Annotated in this window: 15 protein-coding genes; 10 read left to right on the top strand and 5 right to left on the bottom strand. The window is 72.6% G+C overall.

Annotated elements, in window-relative coordinates; all coding sequences use genetic code 11:
• Positions 1-121: 121 nt before the first annotated feature.
• Positions 122-979 carry a tyrosine-protein phosphatase gene (locus ACZ4EF_RS34230; RefSeq protein ID WP_467508064.1) on the bottom strand — a complete coding sequence of 286 codons (858 nt, stop codon included), beginning with the start codon at positions 977-979 and terminating at the stop codon, positions 122-124.
• Between the two features lie 214 nt (positions 980-1,193).
• Here ACZ4EF_RS34230 and ACZ4EF_RS34225 point away from each other — a divergent pair, with 214 nt between their 5' ends.
• Entirely contained in the window at positions 1,194-1,985 is a 792-nt protein-coding gene (locus tag ACZ4EF_RS34225; protein ID WP_355342849.1) for an SGNH/GDSL hydrolase family protein, read from the top strand.
• On the opposite strand, the gene ACZ4EF_RS34220 is transcribed toward ACZ4EF_RS34225, so the two are convergent.
• The gene (locus ACZ4EF_RS34220) at positions 1,986-2,447 is read right to left on the bottom strand and encodes an ATP-binding protein (protein ID WP_355342846.1); all 462 of its coding nucleotides are present in this window, start codon (positions 2,445-2,447) and stop codon (positions 1,986-1,988) included. It abuts the gene before it with no gap.
• Between the two features lie 178 nt (positions 2,448-2,625).
• Between ACZ4EF_RS34220 and ACZ4EF_RS34215 the strand changes: the two genes are divergently transcribed.
• The 5 genes from ACZ4EF_RS34215 (at position 2,626) to ACZ4EF_RS34195 (ending at position 5,743) form a co-directional block, all read left to right on the top strand.
• Positions 2,626-3,450 (top strand): helix-turn-helix domain-containing protein, encoded by an 825-nt coding sequence (locus ACZ4EF_RS34215; protein WP_355342885.1) that lies wholly within the window; start codon positions 2,626-2,628, stop codon positions 3,448-3,450.
• A gap of 105 nt (positions 3,451-3,555) precedes the next feature.
• Positions 3,556-3,771 carry a DUF397 domain-containing protein gene (locus ACZ4EF_RS34210; RefSeq protein WP_355342882.1) on the top strand — a complete coding sequence of 72 codons (216 nt, stop codon included), beginning with the start codon at positions 3,556-3,558 and terminating at the stop codon, positions 3,769-3,771.
• A 121-nt stretch (positions 3,772-3,892) separates the two neighbouring features.
• On the top strand, positions 3,893-4,699 hold the full coding sequence (locus ACZ4EF_RS34205; RefSeq protein ID WP_391163745.1) for an SAM-dependent methyltransferase: 807 nt from the start codon (positions 3,893-3,895) through the stop codon (positions 4,697-4,699).
• Between the two features lie 70 nt (positions 4,700-4,769).
• Positions 4,770-5,549 (top strand): helix-turn-helix domain-containing protein, encoded by a 780-nt coding sequence (locus tag ACZ4EF_RS34200; RefSeq protein ID WP_467508062.1) that lies wholly within the window; start codon positions 4,770-4,772, stop codon positions 5,547-5,549.
• Entirely contained in the window at positions 5,546-5,743 is a 198-nt protein-coding gene (locus ACZ4EF_RS34195) for a DUF6126 family protein (protein ID WP_467508060.1), read from the top strand. Before ACZ4EF_RS34200 ends, ACZ4EF_RS34195 begins: the two co-directional genes overlap by 4 nt.
• A 58-nt stretch (positions 5,744-5,801) precedes the next feature.
• Here ACZ4EF_RS34195 and ACZ4EF_RS34190 read toward each other — a convergent pair whose 3' ends face one another.
• Positions 5,802-6,836, bottom strand: a complete 1,035-nt coding sequence (locus tag ACZ4EF_RS34190; RefSeq protein WP_188279675.1) for a saccharopine dehydrogenase family protein — start codon at positions 6,834-6,836, stop codon at positions 5,802-5,804.
• Positions 6,837-6,938: 102 nt separating this feature from the next.
• Here ACZ4EF_RS34190 and ACZ4EF_RS34185 point away from each other — a divergent pair, with 102 nt between their 5' ends.
• The 4 genes from ACZ4EF_RS34185 to ACZ4EF_RS34170 all read left to right on the top strand — a co-directional run bounded on the left by ACZ4EF_RS34185 (position 6,939) and on the right by ACZ4EF_RS34170 (position 11,985).
• Positions 6,939-7,199, top strand: coding sequence for a DUF5302 domain-containing protein (locus ACZ4EF_RS34185; RefSeq protein WP_355342836.1), 261 nt, complete (start codon positions 6,939-6,941; stop codon positions 7,197-7,199).
• Between the two features lie 188 nt (positions 7,200-7,387).
• Entirely contained in the window at positions 7,388-9,406 is a 2,019-nt protein-coding gene (locus tag ACZ4EF_RS34180; protein ID WP_467508058.1) for a M3 family metallopeptidase, read from the top strand.
• A 67-nt stretch (positions 9,407-9,473) separates the two neighbouring features.
• Positions 9,474-10,433, top strand: coding sequence for a GNAT family N-acetyltransferase (locus ACZ4EF_RS34175; RefSeq protein WP_467508056.1), 960 nt, complete (start codon positions 9,474-9,476; stop codon positions 10,431-10,433).
• 190 nt (positions 10,434-10,623) lie between these two features.
• Positions 10,624-11,985, top strand: a complete 1,362-nt coding sequence (locus ACZ4EF_RS34170; RefSeq protein ID WP_467508054.1) for an MBL fold metallo-hydrolase — start codon at positions 10,624-10,626, stop codon at positions 11,983-11,985.
• Here ACZ4EF_RS34170 and ACZ4EF_RS34165 read toward each other — a convergent pair.
• Both ACZ4EF_RS34165 and ACZ4EF_RS34160 read right to left on the bottom strand, forming a co-directional pair.
• A complete protein-coding gene (locus ACZ4EF_RS34165; RefSeq protein ID WP_467508052.1) occupies positions 11,961-12,581 on the bottom strand; it encodes a GNAT family N-acetyltransferase in 621 nt (206 codons plus the stop codon). The two genes, ACZ4EF_RS34170 and ACZ4EF_RS34165, sit on opposite strands and share 25 nt — an antisense overlap.
• The gene (locus ACZ4EF_RS34160) at positions 12,578-15,568 is read right to left on the bottom strand and encodes a glycoside hydrolase family 2 TIM barrel-domain containing protein (protein WP_467508050.1); all 2,991 of its coding nucleotides are present in this window, start codon (positions 15,566-15,568) and stop codon (positions 12,578-12,580) included. The genes ACZ4EF_RS34165 and ACZ4EF_RS34160 overlap by 4 nt, the downstream gene beginning before the upstream one ends.
• Between the last annotated feature and the right edge of the window lie 9 nt (positions 15,569-15,577).

The following is a 15,577-nucleotide window of genomic DNA, read 5'->3' as shown; positions in this document are numbered from 1 at the left end:
GGGGTCTGGATGGGGGCTTTCGGCCGCACGGGGTGAAAGAAGGCGTTCACCACCCGGGGAGGAACCCCTGCGGGAACGGGGGTGGGGCCCCGTACGCCGCGCGTACGGGCCCCCGGGGGTCTCAGTCCGTCAGCAGCACGTCCCGCAGCCGCTCGCGCCGCTCCTTCGTCAGGCCCAGGCCCTCCTCCAGATAGCGGTCGACCGAGCCCCACTCCTCGTCGATGGTCTGGAAGGCGGCCCGCAGGTACTCCGCCCGCGCCTCGAAGAGCGGGTCGAGCAGCGCCATCACCGCCGGGTCGATCTCGGAGCCGGTGCTGCCGTCGCCGCGGCGCACCCGGTAGCGGCGGTGCGGCGCGTTGCTCTCCAGGTAGTCCGCCTCGATGGCGGCGCGCTCGACGCCCAGCGCCAGCAGGATGATCGCGATCGACGTCCCCGCGCGGTCCTTGCCCGCGGCGCAGTGCAGCAGCGCGGGGACGGCCGGGTCGGCGGGCTCGGTGAGCAGTTCGAGCATCCGGGCGTGCTCCGCGGTGCGCTCGCGGATCAGCGTGCGGTAGGACTGCGCCATCCGCTCCGCGGCGCGGCCCTCGCCCAGCACCTCCTCCAGCGCGGCCAGGTCGCCGTTGCGGACGGTGTGCCAGAAACCGGCGTTGTTGTTGTTCGCCGGGTCGCTGAGCGGGAGGTTCACATTGACGGTGCCCGGCAGGTCGACGGCCGGGCCCTCGACGCGGATGTCGTCCCGGTTGCGGAAGTCGAAGATCGTGTGCAGGCCGAGCCCGGTGAGGAACGCGATGGCGTCGGCGTCGGCGTGCGCGAGGTGACCGCTGCGGAACAGCACGCCCGGCCGTACCCGGCGCCCGTCCGTCGTGGGCAGACCCCCGACGTCCCGGAAATTCCGCACACCGGTCAGTTCGGGCTCTGACAGCGCCTCGGCTATCGGCTCGGATCCGGTCGGGTCGGTCCGCGGCAATTCCTGCGTCACCGGTGATCCTCCTACCTCTCATACGTCGCGACCTGGGGCACTGCCGACGATACGGCAGCGCGGAGCACCACGTACCGAACGGTATGTGTCCGGTGCGCCGTCACCCGGCGGCGTATTCCTTCCTGGCGGCTTTGACCTGGTGGGATGAATCACGTCGCGTCAACCCCTCCTTACGGTCGCGTAAGTCACACCCGGAGGAGAAAGATGGTCCGACGTGGCTGACGATTCGCAAACAGACGACAACGGTGCGATCGGGTCGTACACCGCGGTGGGGGACAGCTTCACCGAAGGCGTCGGCGACCCCGGTCCTGACGGTATGTACGTGGGCTGGGCCGACCGCCTGGCCGTACTCCTCGCCGACCGGCGCGAGGAACACACCTTCCGCTACGCCAATCTCGCGGTCCGCGGCCGGCTGCTCGACCAGATCGTGGCCGAGCAGGTGCCGCGCGCCAAGGAACTCGCTCCCGACCTGGTGACCTTCTGCGCCGGGGGCAACGACATCCTGCGCCCCGGCGGTGACCCCGACGCCATCGCCGAGCGCTTCGAGGCCGCCGTCGCCGATCTCAGCGGCGCCGTCGGCACGGTGCTGGTCTGTACGGGCTTCGACACCCGCGACGTACCCGTGCTGCGGCACCTGCGCGGCAAGATCGCCACGTACACCGCGCATGTCAGGTCCATCGCCGACCGCTACGACTGTCCGGTGCTCGACCTGTGGTCCCTGCGCTCGGTGCAGGACCGCAGGGCCTGGAGCGACGACCGGCTCCACCTGTCGCCCGAGGGGCACACCAGGGTCGCGCTGCGCGCCGCGCAGGTGCTCGGCCTCGACGTGCCCGCCGACCCCGACCAGGCGTGGCCGCCGCTGTCCCAGCGGCCGGCCTCCGCGGTGCGCAAGGACAACATCCAGTGGGCCAGGGAGTATCTGGTGCCGTGGATCGGACGGCGGCTGCGCGGGGAGTCCTCCGGCGACGACGTCGAGCCGAAGCGGCCCGATCTGCTGCCGCTGTAGCTAACACGAGGGCGCGGGGTGTACGGCCAGTTCGGCCCACACCACGCGCCCTGTCCCGTCTTCCGCGGGTTCCGATCCCCAGGCCGTCGCCAGCACGCTCACCAGGAGCAGTCCGCGACCGCCCTCCTCGTCCGCGCCCGCGTCGCACGGTTCGGGCCTGCTGGAGCCCCGGCCCTGGTCGGTCACTTCCAGCCGTATCACCGCGCCGCGCTGGTGCACGACGCAGGTGATCTTCTCGCTGTCGGTGTGCCGCACCGCGTTGGTGAACAGTTCGGTCACCACCAGGCTCGCGTCGTCCACCAGTTCGGGGCACACATTCCACTCGCTCAGCCGGTCGCGTATCCGGCCCCGGGCGTCGGCCACCGAAGCGCTCTGCGCGGGCAGCCGAAAGACGTCGTGGCGGCCACAGCCGCCACCGGTGTCATGGCGCTCGCGTCGGAGAGCGTTGGGTGAAGGAACCACTCCGTCACTATGGGGCTCGTGCCGGACACATGGCAAGGTCCGTTCTGTAATTTGCAAATTCAACAGAACACGCTGTCGCTGACGCTGACGACATGCCACACTGCTTATCAGTCAAGGGAGTTGGGGGTTGAGCCACGTGATGGACCCGCGGCCGGGCGGCGCTCCGACCGTCCTGCGCATGGTGCTCGGCAAGCGACTCCAGGACCTCCGCGAGCGGGCCGGGCTCAGCTTCGAACAGGCCGGGCAGGCCCTCGATGTCACCCACGCCACGATCCGGCGGATGGAAAAGGCCGAAGTCGGGCTGAAGATCCCCTATGTCGAAAAACTCCTGATCACCTACGGAATCACCACTCCCGAGGAGATCGGCGGCTTCCTGGCCCTGGCCCGCGAGGCCAACCGGCCCGGCTGGTGGCACAGCTTCCGCGACGTCCTGCCGGACTGGTTCAGCGCCTTCGTCAGCCTGGAGGGCGAGGCCACCGTCATCCGCGCCTACGAGCCGCACTACGTGCCCGGCCTGCTCCAGACCCCCGCGTACGCGCGCGCCGTACTACGTGCGGGGATGCCGCACGCGGCGGCCGAGGAGATAGACCGCCTGGTCGAACTGCGCGTCGAGCGCCAGACGCTGGTCCGCAAGCACGAGGCCCCGCTGCTGTGGGTCGTCATGGACGAGACCGTGCTGCGCCGCCCCATCGGCGGCCGGCGGGTGATGCGCGAGCAGATCGACGCCCTCGCCGAGGCGACCGAGCTGCCGAACGTACGCCTCCAGGTCATCCCGTTCGCCTCCGGCCCGCACCCCGCCATGTACGGGCCCTTCCACATCTTCCGGTTCCAGCTCCAGGAGATCCCGGACATCGCCTACGCGGAGAGCCTGGTGGGCGGCGTCTACTTCGACGAGCGGGACGACGTGTCCACCTTCCTGGAGGCACTCGACCGGATGTGCGCGCAGGCCGCGCCGGCACAGAGCACCAAGGCCATCCTCGATGGCATGCGCAAGGAGATCTGAACCATGGATCGCGTCAGCAACGACGGCGTGTACGGGTACGGCGACATCTACGACACCGTGCACGACGCCGCCCACGGCAGACATCACGACGGCATCTACAACGGAATGCCCGCCACCGAACTCGGTCCCGACGGGTGGCGCAAACCCTGGAGCGGCGGCAACGGCGGCTCCTGCGTGGAAGCGAAGCGCCTGAACGACGGACGGGTGGCGCTGCGCCAGTCGACCGACCCCGACGGTCCGGCGCTGATCTACACCAATCACGAGATCACCACCTTCATCCAGGGCGCCAAGGCCGGCGAAGCGGATTTCCTCCTCGGATGAGCACCACGCACGAAGGACCGCGTGTCACCCACGCGCGAAGCGCCGCGTACGACGCGGGACGCACCACGTATGACGCACAGAGCACAGCGGCACAGCAGAAGCGAAGGAAGCGGAGGACGGCGTGACCGACCAGGGATTCCCCGTCGACGAGATAGACACCAGCAAACCGCATCCGGCCCGTATGTACGACTACTTCCTCGGTGGTTGGGACAACTACGAGGTGGACCGGGAAGCCGCTCAGCGTGTCCTCGACGTCGCCCCGGACGTGGTCCTGGGCGCCCGCGCCAACCGCGCGTTCCTGAGCAGAGCCGTCCGCCACCTGGTGGAGGGCGGAATCCGGCAGATCATCGACATCGGCACCGGCATACCCACCTCGCCGAACACCCACGAGGTCGCGCACTCGGTCTCGCCCGACGTCCGGATCGCCTACATCGACAACGACCCGATCGTGGCCACCCACGCCGGGGCGCGGCTGATCGGCACCGGCAACACCGGCTTCTTCCTCGGGGACATGCGCGATCCGCGCACGATCCTGGAGCACCCCACCATCAGCGAGCTGATCGACTTCGACGAGCCGGTCGCGCTGCTGCTGGTGTCGGTGCTGCACTTCGTCACCGACGCCGAGGACCCGGCGGGCATGCTCGGCACGCTGCGCGAGGCGCTGCCGGCCGGCAGCTACCTGGTGCTCTCGCACGCCACCGCGGACTTCCACACCGACGTGGCGCCCGAGGTGATGGAGGTCTACAAGAAGGCCACCGCCTCGCTGACCGCCCGCAGCCACGCCGACGTGCTCGCCTTCTTCGACGGGTACGACCTCATCGAGCCCGGTCTGGTCCAGGTCCCGCTCTGGCACCCGGAGGGCCCGGAGCTCAAGCCCGCCGAGCTGCGCAAGATCGGGGTCTACGGAGGCATCGGCCGTAAGCGCTGATCACCGCGGTTTTTTGCCTCTGAGGTAACTCGTTTGCCTGAGAGGCAAGCCGTGCTGTTCCATGGAAGACATGGACGCCACCCACGGCACGGACATCCTCGACTCCGTGGACAGTGCGCCACCCCCGGGTGCGCTGTCCACGGACCATCTCGTCCTCGCGCCCCGCCTGCGGGACCGGCGACGCGCCAGCGGCCTCACCCTGGAGACCGCCGCCCGACGGCTTGAGCTGTCCGCGGCCCATCTGTCCCGGCTGGAGTCCGGCCTGCGCCAGCCCTCGCTGCCGGTCCTGCTCGGCCTGGCCCGGCTCTACGGCACCACCGTCTCCGACCTGCTGGGCGAGACGGAGGCCGAGCCGGATCCCATCGTACGCGGCGACCGTATGACGGCCGTGCCCGCGGGCGGCTGGACGTACTGGCGGGCGGGCGGCACCGGCCGCGCGATGCAGGCGCTGCGCGTGCACATACCCTCGGGCGCCCAGCGCGCGCTCGTCCGCGTCCACCCCGGCGAGGAGTGGCTGTACGTGACCGGGGGCACGCTGCTGCTCAGCCTCGGCGACCGCGGCCACACCCTGGGCGCGGGGGACTCCGCGCACTTCGACTCGCTGGTGCCGCACCGGCTGGAGGCGGCGGACGCCGGGGGAGTGGACCTGCTGTTCGTCCACACCCTCATGCAGAGCGAGACCTCCGCCCTGTGCGTCAGCCCGCAGGACGCCGCCGCGGGCCGCGCGCCCGCCGACGCCCCGCGCACCGGTACCGGCCGCGCCGACCCCACGCGCGGCGCCCACCAGGACCGTACGGATCAGCCCCGCGCACGCGCCCGGGGCGACGAGACCAGAGGAGCCCGGCGATGAGCGGCCAGAACCCGGCACCCGCCCCGACCCCCGAGCAGGTGCCCCCGCCTCGCTCGCTCGTGGTCGGCACCACCAACGGCAGCGAGAAGCGCAAGGAACGCGGCGTCGTCCTGCGCGTCCTGGTCTACGTCGTGGTCGCCCACGCGCTGGCCTTCTTCATCTGGCTGCTGTTCCTGGTCGGCAACCGCGACTGAGCGGCGCCTGCGGGGTGGGACCGCCCGCCGTGTCAGGACACCGCGCCCGGCGCCGCGCTCAGCCCAGCGCCTCCACCGTGACCGTCACCCCGTCCAGCGTGCCCGCGTAGTCCGCGCCCAGCGCCAGCGACGGCGTCTGGAAGCCGGTCGGCAGCCCCGGCAGCCGCCCGATGATCCGCAGCACGGAATCGGCCGTCATGCCGTACGGGCCGGGGCCGGTGAGGGTCGCGGTCACCGTGTTGCCCGCCGCGTCGCGGGCGCGGCCCCACACCTCGCTGCGGCTCCCGCTCAGGGCGCGCTCGCCGGGACCGCGCACCAGCTTGCCGACCACGCCCGCCAGCGCCCCGCGCAGCGGCCCGACCCGCAGCAGCCTGCTCGCGGCGAGCGCGGGCGTCGGCACGGGCACATAGGTGTACGTGGTCACGTCGGGAATGCCCGTCGAGTAGTAGGCGGTGCTGACATCGCCCCACGGGATCGACACGACCTTGCGGGTGCCGGAAGGGAAGGCGGCCTGCACCTGTCGGGAGCCGACCGGCACCGTACGGATCTCGCCGCCGGTACGGATCCTGCCGCCCACGCCCATGCCTTCGAGCGCGGTCCGCGCGGTACCGGGACTCGCCCCGCCGCCGATCAGGAAGGCGAGGTCGAGCTGGGTCGCGTCCGGCAGCCGGGCGGCGAGCAGCGCGGCGACGCAGTCGGTCGGCACCACGTCGAAACCCGCGCCGGGCAGCAGGGTGATCCCGGCCTTCTCCGCGCGCGCGTCGAGCGCGTGCAGCGACTCGAAGACATCGATCTCACCGGTGATGTCCACATAGTGGGTACCGGAGTCGAGACAGGCGGTCGCCATCGGCAGCGCGGTGCGCGCGAAGGGGCCCGCGCAGTGCGCCACCGTCTCCACGCCGTCCAGTCCATGGCGTATCGCGGCCGGGTCACCGAGACCGAACACCCGGTGTTCCAGGCCCAGTTCGGCAGCCAGCGGCACCAGTTTCGCGGCGTTGCGACCGGCCAGCACAGGGCGCTGTCCCAGTGCTGCGGCGCGGCGGGCGATCAAGCGGCCGGTGTAGCCGGTGGCGCCGTACAACAGCCAGGTCATCAGTCTGATCCTCCCCGGAAGTGGTGAACGGAACCGTACACGCGCCGTGTGCCCCGGCGATATCGGGTGGGCCGACGCCGTCCGGCATGCGACTCTGGTGGCATGACCGACCAAGAGCAGGAGGCCACCGTGGCCGCTGAAGCAGCACCGCAGGACGCCGCGGCGGAACCGGAGACCGATTCGGACGCCGAGGCGCAGGCGCCGGACGAGGACGAGGTGAAGCGGAAGTTCCGCGAGGCACTGGAGCGCAAGCAGAGCGCGCGCAAGGGATCCGCCTCGGGCGGCAACAACCAGTCCAAGATCCATGGCGCGCACGGCAAGGCCGGAGGACAGCGGGAATTCCGTCGCAAGAGTGGCGGCTGACACCGGGACCGTAGCCGCACGGCACCGCAGTCCCACCGCCGTACCGGCAGCACATCACCGTCCCACCGCCGTACCGGCATCACATCGGCGCCCGCACAGGTCAGTGACCTGTGCGGGCGCTTTTCACGATCCGCGCGAGCGCTCGTCACGGCCTGACGGCGGGCAGGGCGCCGCGTAGGGTCGACGGGGTGACGACGAATCCGTTCCTCAGCCCGAGTCCGCTGCCGTACGAGCTGCCGCCGTTCGCCGACATCAGGGACGAGCACTACCTGCCCGCCTTCGAGCAGGGCCTGGCGGAGCACCTCGCGGAGGTCGAGGCCATCGCGGCCGACCCGGAGCCCGCGACCTTCGAGAACACCCTCGTCGCGCTGGAGCGTTCGGGCGCGCTGCTCGCCCGGGTGAGCGCCGCCTTCTTCAACCAGGCGTCCGCGCACATCACCCCCGCCGTGCAGGAGACCGAGTCGCGGATCAGCCCGCTGCTCGCCGCGCACACCGACGCCGTCCGCCTCAACCCCGGCCTCTACGCCCGGATCACGTCGCTGTACGACACCCGCGACTCCCTCGGCCTCGACGCCGAGTCGCTGCGCCTGCTGGAGCGCTACCGCACCGCCTTCCAGCGCTCCGGCGCGGAGCTGGACGCGGACGGCCAGCGACGGCTGCGCGAGCTGAACGCCGAGATCGCCGCCGCCTCCACCGCCTTCGGCCAGAACATCGTCGCCGCCAGCAAGGCCGCCGCCCTCGTCCTCGACGACCCCGCCCAGCTCTCCGGCCTGTCCGCGGGCGCGATCGCCGCCGCGGCCGAGAACGGCACCGCGCTCGGCCACGACGGCTCCTACGTACTGAGCCTGCGCAACTTCTCGAACCAGCTCGAACTCGGCTCGCTGGACGACCGCGACGTGCGCCGCCGCCTGCTCACCGCGTCCCTGAACCGCGCCCAGGACACCAACGGCCCGCTCGCCGTCACCATCGCCACCCTGCGGGCCGAACGCGCCGCGCTGCTCGGCTACCCCAGCCACGCCGCGTACGTCGTCGCCGACCGCACCGCGGGCACCCCGCAGGCCGTCACCGACCTGCTCGACCGCCTGGTGCCGCCCGCTCTGGCCAACGCCGAGCGCGAGGCGGACGCCCTCGCGGAACTGGCGGGCGGACCCGTCGAGGCGTGGGACTGGTCGTACTACGCGGAGAAGGTCCGCAAGGAGCGCCACAACATCGACGAGGCCGCGCTGCGCCCGTACTTCGCGCTCGACAAGGTGCTGCACGACGGGGTCTTCCACGCCGCCCACGAGGTCTACGGCATCACCGTCACCGAACGGCCCGACCTGGTCGGCTACCACCCCGACGTCCGGGTCTTCGAGGTCTTCGACGCCGACGGCAGCCCCCTCGGCCTCTTCCTCGGCGACTTCTTCGCCCGCGCGTCCAAGCGCGGCGGGGCCTGGATGAATTCCCTGGTCAGCCAGTCGGAACTGCTGGGCAAGCGACCGGTGGTGGTCAACAACCACAACATCGCCAAGCCCGCGGCCGGTGAACCCGCGCTGCTGACGTTCAGTCAGGTCGACACGCTCTTCCACGAGTTCGGGCACGCGCTGCACGGCCTGTTCTCCGCCGTCCGCTACCCGTACTTCTCCGGCACCAGCGTGCCGAGCGACTTCGTCGAATACCCCTCCCAGGTCAACGAGATGTGGTCGCTGTGGCCCTCGGTCCTGGAGCGCTATGCCGTCCACCACGAGACGGGCGAGCCGATGCCCGCCGACGTCGTCCAACGCATGCGGGACGCCGCCCGGTTCGGACAGGGCTTCACCACCGTCGAATACCTCGCCGCCGCCCTGCTCGACTGGGCCTGGCACACCCTGCCCGCGGGCACCGACCCCGGCGACGCGCTGGCGTTCGAGGCGGCGGCGCTCAAGAAGGCGGGACTGGCCCACCCCGCGATCCCGCCGCGCTACCGGACCACGTACTTCCAGCACATCTTCGCCAGCCAGTACAGCGCGGGCTACTACTCCTACATCTGGAGCGAGGTCCTGGACGCCGACACCGTCACCTGGTTCGAGGCCAACGGCGGCCTGCGCCGCGCCAACGGCGACACCTTCCGCCGCGCGCTGCTCTCCAGGGGCGGCAGCGTCGACCCGATGGCGGCCTTCACCGCCTTCCGCGGCCGGCCGCCGCGCACCGAACCGCTGCTGGAGCGCCGGGGGCTGCTGACGCCGTGACCGCCCCGCGCGGCCGACGCCGGAAAACGGCGTGCGCGCGGCCCGGGCGCGGGGCCACCATGGGCCGATGAGCTGGACGATCACCGCGGACCTGACCGCGTTCGAGACCGAGGCGGGACCGTTCCTGCGGGAGCGCCCGGTGGAGAATTCGGTGCCGGTCACCGTCACCGCCGCGCTGCGCCGCCGCGGGCTCGACGCGTACGGCGGGCAGCCGCCGCTGTTCGGCTGGTGGCGCCCCGAACCCGGCGCCGCGGTCGCCGCGGCCTTCCTCCGTACGCCGCCGCATCCTCCGCTGCTGACCGGCGGCCCGCCGTCCGCGGCCGGTGAGCTGGCCGAGGTCTGGCCCGGCGAGGCCCCTGGCGGGGTGCGCGGCGAGCGCGAGAGCGCCGAGGCGTTCGGCGCGGCCTGGGCCGCGAGGACCGGCGCCGAGGTCACGGTCGAGCGCGCCATGCGGCTCTACCGGCTCGGGGACCTCACCCCGCGCAGGCCCGCGCCGCCCGGCCGCGCCAGGGTCGCGGGCCCCGCCGACCGCGAGCTGCTGCTGCGCTGGCACCGCGCCTTCACCGTCGACATCGGCGAGCCGCCCGTGGACGACGAGCGGGCCATGGACGACGCCATCGCGCTCGGCGGACGCACCCTGTGGGAGCGGGACGGCGAGCCCGTCGCGATGGCCGGGAGGGCCGCCGACGCGGCGGACCCGTCGGGCACCGTCCGGGTGGTCGCCGTCTACACCCCGCCGGCGCACCGGGGCCACGGGTACGCGGGCGGCGCCACCGCGGCCGTCTCGCGCGCCGCGCTCGACGCGGGCGCCCGCGATGTCGTGCTCTTCGCCGACCTCGCCAATCCGGTCAGCAACGCGCTGTACCGGCATCTGGGGTTCCGGCCGGTCCGCGACCACGTGTCGCTGGCCTTCGGTGACGGGGATCGGGACGGGGACGTGTCGGGCGGCGGGGCGCTGGCCGGCGGCGGGGGCGTGTCGGGCGGCGGGGCCTTGGCCGACGGCGGGAGCGGCGAACCGGGGGAGTGACGCGAAACGGCCGTCGCGGCGGCCGGGCCACCGTAAGCGGATATGACGGCAGATGTGACACCGGGGACGGGGGAGAACCGGTGAAGGCGGCCCGGCCCGGGGCCTCGGCGCCCCGGCGGGCGCGGCGGACCGCCGCATAATGGGTGGTGGCGGGACCCCGCCGCTCGTCGTCATCTGCTCTGGAGGACCCGTGACCGGCGCCGGCCGACAGCCGTCCCGCCTCGTGAAGATGCGCCCCCCGTCGTTCGGCGCGGACCCCACGGGCGCCCGGCTGGAACGCATCCTTTCCTCACCGAATTACGCGGACGGCGCCTTCGTCAACCCCGTCGGCGCCCGCAGCGTCCCCAGCGGCAGCATGTTCAAGGCGCTTCCGGCCAGTTTCCGCAAGGAGGCCAGGCAGCCGCGCAAGCCCGCGGGGCCGGTGCCCCTGCACCCCACCACGCTCGCCGACATCGCGCGCCCGCCCGCCTCCGGGCTGCGGCTGACCTGGATGGGCCACTCCACGGTGCTCGCCGAGATCGGCGGCAGGCGCGTGCTGTTCGACCCGGTGTGGGGCGAGCGCTGTTCGCCCTTCGCCTTCGCGGGCCCCAAGCGCGTGCACCCCGCGCCGGTCCCGCTGGAGTCGCTGACCGGCCTGGACGCGGTCGTCATCTCGCACGACCACTACGACCACCTGGACATGCCCTCCATCGTCGCGCTGGTCCGCAGCGACGCCGTCTTCGCGGTGCCGCTGGGCGTCGGCGCGCACCTGGAGCACTGGGGCGTACCGCCCGAGCGGCTGCGCGAGCTGGACTGGAACGAGTCCACGGAGATCGCGGGGCTCACCCTGACCGCCACCCCGGCCCGGCACTTCTGCGGACGCGGCCTGCGCGGTCGCCAGCAGACCCTCTGGGCGTCCTGGGCCGTCACCGACGGCACCCACCGCATCTACCACAGCGGCGACACCGGCTACTTCCCCGGCTTCGCGGACATCGGCGCGCAGCACGGCCCGTTCGACGCCACGATGATCCAGATCGGCGCCTACAGCGAGTACTGGCCCGACATCCACATGACCCCGGCCGAGGGGCTGCTGGCGCACAGCGACCTGTCGGGCGGCACGCCCGCGGGCACGATGCTGCCGATCCACTGGGCCACCTTCAACCTGGCCATGCACTCGTGGGCGGTGCCCGCCGAGGGCAGCGTCGCCGCCGCGCGCGAGACCGGGGCGAAGATCGCCACCCCGCGGCCCGGCGCGCCCTTCGAGCCCGCCGACGAACAGCCCGAGGACTGGTGGTGGCGGGCCGTCGCCATGCCGCCCGCGGGCGGCTGGCCCGCGCGGCCGGAGCACGCGGAGGGGACCGAGCGGATCAACGCACCGGACGGGTCGGAGACCGCCGAGGCTCCCGAGGCCGCCGGAAGCGTGGACGGGGACGCGGCGGCCGAGTCCGGCTCCGGTTCCGAGTCCGCTTCCGGCTCCGAGGCCGGGCCCGGCTCCGGCTCCGCTTCCGGCTCCGATTCCGAGGACGCCGGTCGTACGGACAGCGGCGACTACGAGGTGGCGCGGCCCAAGTAGGTCAGCTCCCCGGCGTCCGGCACCGCGATCTCGTGGAAGCCGAGCCGGTCGTAGAAGGCCCGCGCGGGAGCGTTGGCGGTGAGCATCCCCAGATGCACCGCCGGTACGCCCCTGGCGGCCAGGGCGCCGAGGAACGCCTCCATCAACGCCCGCCCGTGGCCGCCGCGTTGGAAGTCCGGCAGCACATCGATGTGCAGATGCGCCGGATACGCGGCCAACTCCGGCTGCTGCGCCATCCGTTCCGGGTGGTGCAGCAGCACGGCCATCGCCTCGCTCGGCGTCCCCGGCTCCCCGGCCGGCTCGGGGAAGCGGTCCGCGACCGTCGGCAGCCACTCGTCGCGGAAGCGCTCGACGAAGGCCGCCGTGTCACCGGTGCCCAGCACGTAACCGACCGCCCGGCCGCACCCGTCGTCCAGCACGAAGGCCGCCTCCGGCTCCAGCACGGCGTACGGCGCCGCGAAGATCGCCCCCAGCAGCTCGTGGTCCCGCTCCGGATACCGCGCGCTCGCGTCCCCGCCCGCGTCAGCCGTGCGCAGGCAGATGTCGTACAGCGCGGGCAGGTCCTCCGGCTCGAACGGGCGTACCGCGGTGGTCACTCGGTCTCCAGAAGCGGGAGGTCCGCGGGCTCCTCGGGGTCCGCGGCGGCGGGCAGGCTCATGAAGGTGAACGCGAAGGCGGCGGGCGCCGCGCGCAGCTGGTGCCGGGGGAGTACGTCGGGGCCGCAGGCCGCGCTGCCCATGCCGTGCAGCGCGTGGTCGAGGTGCACCCACAGCACCTCGGAACGCGTCAACTCGTGGGTGTGCGTGGCCCGGTCGAGTTCCCCGGTGCTCCACGGACGGGCGGTGAACCAGAACGGCGGCTCGCCCTCCACGTGCAGCCCGGTGCCGTCCGCGCGGCGCAGCCGCGCCCACCGCACGTCCGCGCGTGCGCCGTTCTCCTGCGGGCGTACGTACGGCGTCTGGAGCCCGTCCACGGTGCCGGTGTACCGGCCGATCCGGGACGCGGCGCGCGTGTCGGGATACGCCTCGCCGGGCCCGCCGCCGTACCACTCGACGCGGTGCAGGGTCTGGCACAGCCCGAGCCGTACCCCGAGCCGGGGGAGCGGCAGCGTCCAGTCGCCCTCGGGCGTGACCTCGACACCCAGGCGCAGCCGGTCCCCGGTGGCCGTCCAGGTGTAGACGGTACGCAGCGCCAGGTCGGAAGAGGCCGGGGCGACACGGGTGGTGACGGTGAGCGCGTCACCGCCGACGGCCACGGAGACGATCCGGTGCCGCATCCGGTCGAGACCCAACTCTCGCCACAGCCGGTCCAGTTGCCCCTCGGGATTCCAGTCCGCGCCGCGGTCGTTGTCGGTCGGGGCACGCCACACGTCCAGCACGGGTCCGGTGACCGCCGCGCCCTCCAGATAGCGCAGCGTGCCGTCCGCCGCGTCGAAGACGCCGGGGCCCAGCACGATCAGACCGCCCTCGGCGAGCCGCGGGGAGTGCGGATCGCCGACGCGCGCGGTGGCCGCGGGCGCCGGCGCGGGGGCCGCGAACTGCGTCCACGCCACCTCGTGACCCGACGGCGCCCACGCGGTGTCCTCGGCAAGCACCGCCCGCACCGTCCACCACCCCTCGCCGCGGCCCACCGTCCGCGCCGCCCGCGGCAGTTCGAGCACCGCGCTCTGCCCGGGGCCGAGCGACGGCACCTCGAACCGGCCCGCGTCGCTCCGCGCGCCCGCCACCTCGTACGACCAGCGGAACGCCAGATACGACAGGTCGGTGAAGTCGTGCAGATTGGTCACCGTGACCGTGCCGCGCTCCGCGTCGCCCTCGATCCTCACCGGCTCGACGACCTTCTTGTACTCGGTCAGCCCCGGTGACGGCGTGCGGTCGGGGAAGACCAGCCCGTCGCAGACGAAATTCCCGTCGTGCATCTCCTCGCCGAAGTCGCCCCCGTAGGCGAAGTACGACGTCCCGTCCGAGGTGCGCTGCCGCAGCCCGTGGTCGATCCACTCCCAGACGAAGCCGCCCTGGCAGCGCTCGTACGCCTCGAACAGCCGCTGGTACTCGCTGAGCCCGCCGGGCCCGTTGCCCATCGCGTGCGCGTACTCGCAGAGAATGAGGGGCAGTTCGCGCCGGTGCTTGTCCAACTCCGCGTCCGCCAGCGGCGGTTCCTCGCGGCGGCCGATCAGCTCGGTCTCGGCGTGGTTGGCGTACATCCGGGAGTAGACGTCGGTGTCGGCGCAGGTGAGGTCGCCCTCGTAGTGGACCGGCCGGGCCGGGTCACGGCGCCTGATCCAGTCCGCCATCGCGGAGAGCCCGGCGCCCGTGCCGCACTCGTTGCCCAGCGACCACATCACCACGGAGGGATGGTTCTTGTCCCGCTCCACCATCCGCGCGGCCCGGTCCAGCAGCGCGGGCGTCCACCGCTCGTCGGCGACCGGGTTGCCGCGCCAGCCGACCACCTCGAAACCGTGCGTCTCCAGATCGCACTCGTCCATCACCCACATGCCCAGCTCGTCGCACAGGTCGAGGAAGGCCGGATGCGGCGGATAGTGGCTGGTGCGGACCGCGTTGATGTTGTGACGCTTCATCAGCAGCAGGTCGCGGCGCATCGTCTCGCCGTCCACCACCCGGCCGTGGTCGGGGTCGAACTCGTGCCGGTTCACCCCGCGCAGCAGAATCCGGCGGCCGTTGACCTTCAGCACACCGCCCTCCACCGCGACGGTCCTGAAGCCGATCCGCAGCGGTATCCGCTCGCCCTCGGTCGCCAACTCCGCGTCGTACAGCCGTGGTACCTCCGCCGACCACGGCTCCACCGGCACCGTCACCTCCTCACCGGTCGCCAGGTCGAGCCCCAACTCCGGTACGGTCACCGTCCCGCCCGGCTCGCAGTCCACCCACAGCGTGCCCGTGCCGCTCGCGTGGTCGTAGCCGCAGTGCACGAAGAAGTCGGTCACCGCGCCCTCGGGCCGCTCGATCAGCGTCACATCGCGGAAGATGCCGGGCAGCCACCACTGGTCCTGGTCCTCCAAGTAGCTTCCCGACGACCACTGGTGGACCCGGACCGCCAGCACATTGCCGCGCGGGCGCAGCAGTTCGCCGACCTCGAACTCCACCGGCAGCCTGCTGCCCTTGAAGGTCCCCAGCTCCTGCCCGTTCAGCCACACCCGCGCGCACGAGTCGACGCCGTCGAAACGCACCACCGCCGCGCCGCCCGGCCAGTCGTCCGGCAGGTCGAAGGCGCGCAGATGGTCACCGGTCGGATTCTCCGTCGGCACGTGCGGCGGGTCGACCGGGAACGGGAAACGGACGTCGGTGTACGCGGGCCGCCCGTACTCGTGCTCATGGGTGTGCCCCTGGAGCGGCCAGTGCGACGGCACCGTCACCGCGCCCCAGCGCGTCGCGTCGAACCCCGGCTGGGCGAAGGAGTCGTCCTCCGCGTCCGCCGTCGCCGACAGCCGGAAGCGCCAGGCGCCGCCGAGATTCACCCGCCGCGCGTCCGACACCGCCCACCACGCGCGCGGCGCGAGCGCGCCGGTGCCGGGCGACACATCCTCGTAGTACGGAACTACCCCGGACTGTGACGCGTCGCGCATCGTGCTGCT

The organism is Streptomyces sp. NPDC025721, assembly GCF_055558595.1.
This window is presented reverse-complemented; position numbering and strand designations above follow the sequence as displayed.